This is a genomic window from Rhizobium esperanzae, from assembly GCF_014197615.1.
Taxonomy (GTDB): Bacteria; Pseudomonadota; Alphaproteobacteria; order Rhizobiales; family Rhizobiaceae; genus Rhizobium; species Rhizobium esperanzae_A.
Window position 1 is genome coordinate 1 of record NZ_JACIFY010000053.1, and the last position, 1,207, is coordinate 1,207.

The following is a 1,207-nucleotide window of genomic DNA, read 5'->3' on the forward strand; positions in this document are numbered from 1 at the left end:
ACACTTTCGAGATGATTTTTCGGGAGGTCGGCATGGTTTGGCGGTCGAGGTCAGTTGTGGATGAACGATTGGAATTCTGCCGGTTGGCGGGGCTTGAGGGTGCGAACGTCTCTGCGCTTTGCCAGCGCTTCGGCATCAGCCGGCAAACGGGCTATGTCTGGCTGCAGCGCCTGCGGGCAGGCGAGCCGGGAGAGAACCGCTCCCGCCGGCCGCATGCGAGCCCGCGGCGCACCGCAGCCGATCTCGAAGGCGCGGTGCTGGATATACGCGACGAACATCCGGCCTGGGGAGCGCGCAAGATCGCCCGCCGGCTGCAGGATCTCGGGACCGCGCCGCCAGCTGCCTCCACGGTCCATGCCATCCTGGTACGCCACGACCGCATCGGGCCGCAGATGGGCGGGCAGCCGGCGCTCTGCCGCTTCGAGCGCGAGGCGCCCAACCTGCTCTGGCAGATGGACTTCAAGGGTCGCACGCAGCTCGTCTCGGGCCTCTGGTGCCATCCGCTGACTGTCATCGACGACCATTCCCGCTTCGCCGTCGGGCTCGAAGCCTGCGCCGACGAGCGCCTGCAGACTGTCCGCGGCCGGCTGGAGACGATCCTGCGCCGCCACGGCTTGCCGATGGCCATCTATACCGACAACGGCCGGCCTTGGGGCACCGGCGTGCCCAACCAATGGACAAGGTTACGCGTCTGGCTGCTCAAACTCGGCATCGACCTCATCCATGCCAGGCCCTATCATCCTCAGGGCCGCGGCAAGAACGAACGCTTCCACCGCAGCCTCAAGGCCGAGGTCTTCGACTTCGCCGCGCTCGCCAGCCACGCTCAGGCCCAAAACGCCTTCGATCGCTGGCGCGACATCTACAACCATCGCCGCCCGCACCAGGGCATCGACATGGCCGTGCCGGCCAGCCGCTATCGGCCTTCACCGCGCTCCTTCCCCGATCGCCTGCCAGAACCGGTCTATGACAGCGGCGAAATCGTGCGCCGCGTTGGAACTACCAAGGGCTATGTCAGCTTCAAGGGGCGATTCTGGCGCGTGCCCAACGCCTTCAAAACCGAACGTCTCGCCATCCGCCCGCTCCAGAACGACGGCCTCTACGGCGTCTTCTTCGGCGCAACACAGGTCGCAAAAATCGATCTCAAAAGCCAGCACTGAGTGTCAGGCATGTCTCCGAACATCTGTCAGGTATGTATCCGGGCTTTACA

The 1,207-nt window shown here is 65.2% G+C and carries 1 pseudogene; it reads left to right on the top strand.

The features are described 5' to 3' along the window. Window positions 1–32 precede the first annotated feature (32 nt). Window positions 33–1,207, top strand: a pseudogene (locus tag GGD57_RS28975) (IS481 family transposase); the annotation flags it as partial.